At 70.4% G+C, this 4,275-nt stretch carries 1 protein-coding gene; it reads left to right on the forward strand.

Features of this window, described 5'->3' with window-relative positions:
• A partial coding sequence (locus PZA18_RS23425; protein WP_284103318.1) for a hypothetical protein occupies positions 1-4,275 on the forward strand: 4,275 nt, incomplete at both ends.

Below are 4,275 nucleotides of genomic sequence, written 5' to 3' on the forward strand. Positions count from 1 at the left end.
GGCGGGCTGGTGGCGTCTGGACGCCCAGGCGATGGCAGGCAGTCAGGGCGACCTGACCTTGAACGCCCTGGATGCCCGGCGCAGCTACCCGGTCGGGCAGTGGGGCGAGGCCGCCGACAGCCGGCCGATCATCGCCTGGCTGCCGGCGGGTGACTACCAGCTGCAGAGCCGCCACCGCAGTCCGGTGCCTGCCGAACTGTCGCTGACCCTGCAGGCGCTCGACCGGCAGGTGTTGCCGATAGGGGCGGCGCAGACCCTGGCGACGACGGCCGTCGATCAGATCCTCGAACTGGATTCGACCCCGCTCGCCCAGTTCGAACTCCTGCTGCAGACGGGCGATCCCGACGCCTGGACGCTATGGCAGCTGCCCGCCGACGGCGGCGATCCCCGACGCCTGTCCTGGCAGCCGGCTCCGGCCGGGGACACCCGTCAGCGACTGAGCTTCGATCAGGACTACCATGCCGGTCCGGTCCGGCTCTGGCTGCAGCGCAGCGGGGTGACCACCGCGCCGCTGACCCTGCAGGCCAGCCGTACCGAGGTGGCGCCTCCGGTGGCCAGTGACGGTCCCCTGGTGGCCGGCGTCTGGCGCGATGACTTCAACAGCCTGGATGGCCGCACCTTCCAGGTGAGCCTGGCGGCGGATGACCTGTTGCTGTTTGACCTGCAGACCCGTTACAGCCGTGACGCCGCCTGGACCGCGCTCACACAGCATGCCGAGTCGGAAGGCTTGAAGCCGATCTGGCAGGGCGGGCGGCTCGGCGAGGACGGCCTCACCGTCTTCCAGGCCGAGGCTGGTGAATATCACTACCGCGTCTATCTGGGCGGAGCCGAGACCGGCCCCCAGAACCGGATCCGCCTGCGGCGCGGCAGCGAGGCGCCGATCCTGGCCACCAACCGCCTGCAGACCCTGAGCCTGCCGGCCGAGGACAGCCAGCTGTACCGGCTGCCGCTGACAGCCAATGCGCGCTGGCAGTGGCAACCGCGTCCGGCGGCCCCGCAGGGCCGCTACACCCTGTATGACCTGCAAGGGCGGCAGCTGGCCAGTGGCCGTTTCGACGAAGCGCTCAGCCGCGACATTCCCCAATCCGGCGACTACCTGCTGCGCCTCGACAATCCGGGCCAGAGCGCCCTCTCGCTGGCGGTGCAGATCGACCATCTGCCGCTGTCGCCGGCCCTGGTCCAGCCACGCGGCCTGCTCGACCCCCTGCAGACCCATGCCCTGCGCCTTGCCTTCACCGGCGACAACCAGCGTGGCGTGATCGAATTCGATCTGGCACAGAGCGGGCTCTGGCTGGCACAGCCCCTGTCGGCGCTGGCCGGCACCGACATCCGCCTCAGCGGTCCGCGTGACACCAAGATTCCCTGGCAGGTACTGGGCGAGTCGTTGGGTTCGCAGCCCCTGTTTCTGGAAGCCGGCCACTACCGGCTGGAATTCGACCACCACGCGGCCGCTAGCCTGGGCGAAGCGGCGATCAGCCTGCAGCCGCTGGCGGCGCTGCCACCCACTGCGGCCAACCAGCCCATCAGCCTGAGCGATCTGGCACCGGGCGCCAGCCGCTGGCTGCGGCTCGATCCGGTTGCGGCGGGTCAGCTCGAACTGGGCGCCCTGAGCGACAACGGCGAGGGCACCCTGGTGTTCGGCCGGCTGGAGGGGTATCGCCTGGCCCTGTACAACCGCGCCGGCCAGGCCCTGCACGATGGCGAAGGCGGATTGGGCAGCGAAAGCGACATGGGCAGCCGCATGGTGGATACGGACTGGTCCGGTCCCCTCACCCTGCGCATCGAGCGCGAACCGGCCCCGCTTGACGGCAATGGCCCGCCGCCACCAGTCGCCCAGACCTTCGGCTTCCGGCAGGTGCGCACCACCCCGGACACGGCGACCCCCGTGCAGCCTGGGCAGACCATCAACTGGCAGCCGGCAGCCGGTGACGCCTTTGCCTTCGATCTGGCCGAAGACGGCTGGCTGGCACTGGAGTGGCTGTCCGGAGCCTATCAGCACTGGCAGCTCGAAGGACCGGCGGGTACGCAGGAAGGCGGCGAGATCGGGGCGGCCACGGGCTGGCAGCTGCCGGTACGCTGGCTGCCGGCGGGCCACTATCAGCTGCGCCTGAGCGAGGGCAGCGGCGAAGCGCGGTTCATCCTGCGCACCGCCGCCCAATGCTACCCGGTCAGCGTCAACACCCCGGTCAAGATCACCCTGGATGCCAACGACCCCTATGAGCTGTTCGCCGTCCAGCTGGAAGCCGGCCAGCGCCTGCACTGGCTGGCCGGAGAGGCGATGGGCGCAGGCAACCACTTCCGCCTGTACGACCCGCATGGCCAGCTGCTGAACCCGGTAGCGGGCACCGCTACCACCGACAGTGGGCCGCTGCTCGATCCGGTTCCGGTCAGCGGACGCTACCTGCTGGCGATCTCCCGCCAGGCAACGGGCAGTCTGGGCGCAGCCAGCCTGCACTTCGAACTGGTCCAGACCCCGGCCGAGCCCCCCAGCCTGCCCTTGGACCAGACGGTCAGTGCCCGGCTGCTGCAGAGCGGTGGCCCGCTCGACTACCGGCTGAGCCTGGTGACGGCCGGCCAGATCGTGTTTGATGGTCCGGACGGCTTGCAGCTGACCCTGCTCGACGCCTTCAACCGGCCGCTGGCGCCGCTGCAGACCGGTCGCTCGCAGGACGACCCGCAAGCCTGGGCCCTGGCCGCCGGCCTGTACACTGTGCGCCTGCAGCAGCCGGGCCTGCGTGCCGGCAGCACGATTGCGCTCACCAGCCGGCGCCTGGAGACCCGGTCGCTGGCCGTCGCCGGTCAGACCACGCTGCACTGGCAGCAGGGCGTGGCCGATGCCGTGCTTGATCTCGATCTGCAAGCCGGCCAGCGCTACTGGTTCGCTGCCGCCGGGCCGATGGCCTGGGGCCAGCGCCATGACTGGCGCCTGATCGGCCCGGATGGCCAGATCGCCCAGCAGGGCGGATTCGGCAATGATCACGGACTGGACAGTGGCCTCAGCCTGAGCGTGCGGCAATCCGGTCATTACCAGCTGCATCTGGGCGCCTCCGACAGTGCGGGCTCCCAGACGACCTTCCACCTGCAGACGGCCGCCGTCGGCGAACAGCGGTATGTGCCTGGCAGCGCCCAGAGCGGTCAGCTGGCCAACCCGGCCGAACGGGCGGACTACCGCTTCAGCCTGAAACAGGGCGGGCCGGTCTGGCTGCATGCGGTCGGCAATGCCCATACCCTCACCCTGCGCCGGGCCGATACCGGGGCCGTGCTGCATAGCCTGGGAGATGGCCGCAATCTCCTTAACCAGCATCGGTGGCTGGATCTGGCGGCCGGCGATTACCAGCTGTCCGTACAGACGGCCAGCGAAGCGGCGGGCCGCTACAGCTGGCAGCTGCAGAGCGTGGCCGATCTGCCGGTGCTGACGGCGGGTCCGGTCGTCGAAACCCAGGTCAGCGAAGGCCGGCAGGCCAGCGCCTGGCAAATCGCGGGACAGGCCGGCGACACCCTGCTGCTCGACTGGCACGGGCTGTCCGGCGATAGCAGCTTCCAGAGCTGGGCCCTGCTGGGGCCGGATGGCCAAGTCGTCGTCGATAGCTATTTCTACGGTCAGGCCACCAGCCCTCGCATGGTCTTGCCACAGACGGGCCGCTACCTGCTGCGCCTGAATGGCGATGCCAGCAGCGTCCTGCCGCGCCACAGCAGCGTGCAGCTGATCCGGGTACAGGACAGCCGGCAGCCGGTGGCCCTGGGGGAGCAGATCAGTGCCCGCCTGGCCTCGCCAGGGGCCGAAGCCCACTATCCGCTGACCTTGACCGCCCCGACCAGCGTGCTGCTGCAAGCCGGCGGGGGCGCCGCCACGCTGACGCTGCAGGGGCCGGATGGCCAGAGCCAGACCCTCGACCTCGCCCAGCGCGGGGCCTATCGTGTCGTGACCTTGCCCGCCGGGCAGTGGGATATCCGGGTCCGGGCCGAGGGACTGGCCACGCCCGACTACCAGTTCAGTCTGAGCGATCTGACTCGGCTGGCGACCCCCGTCAGCGCCAGCCCTGCCCTGGCCGCCGGGCAGACCCTCGGGGTCTGGCGCCTGCCGGTCACGGCGGGCCAGCGCTATCAGCTGGCCTTCCCGCAAACGCTGGATCAGGCCCGCTACCGCCTGTACACCCCGGAGGGCCGTCTCCTGCTGGATGACCAGGCGGCGGCCAGCTGGAACCGGCAGGACTTCACCGCCCCCGGCAGCGAGGTCCTGCTGCTGGTGAATCGCCCGCAGTCCCCTCAGGCCGC

It is taken from the genome of Parachitinimonas caeni (genome assembly GCF_030129945.1).
In the GTDB taxonomy this organism is placed as follows: domain Bacteria; phylum Pseudomonadota; class Gammaproteobacteria; order Burkholderiales; family Chitinimonadaceae; genus Parachitinimonas; species Parachitinimonas caeni.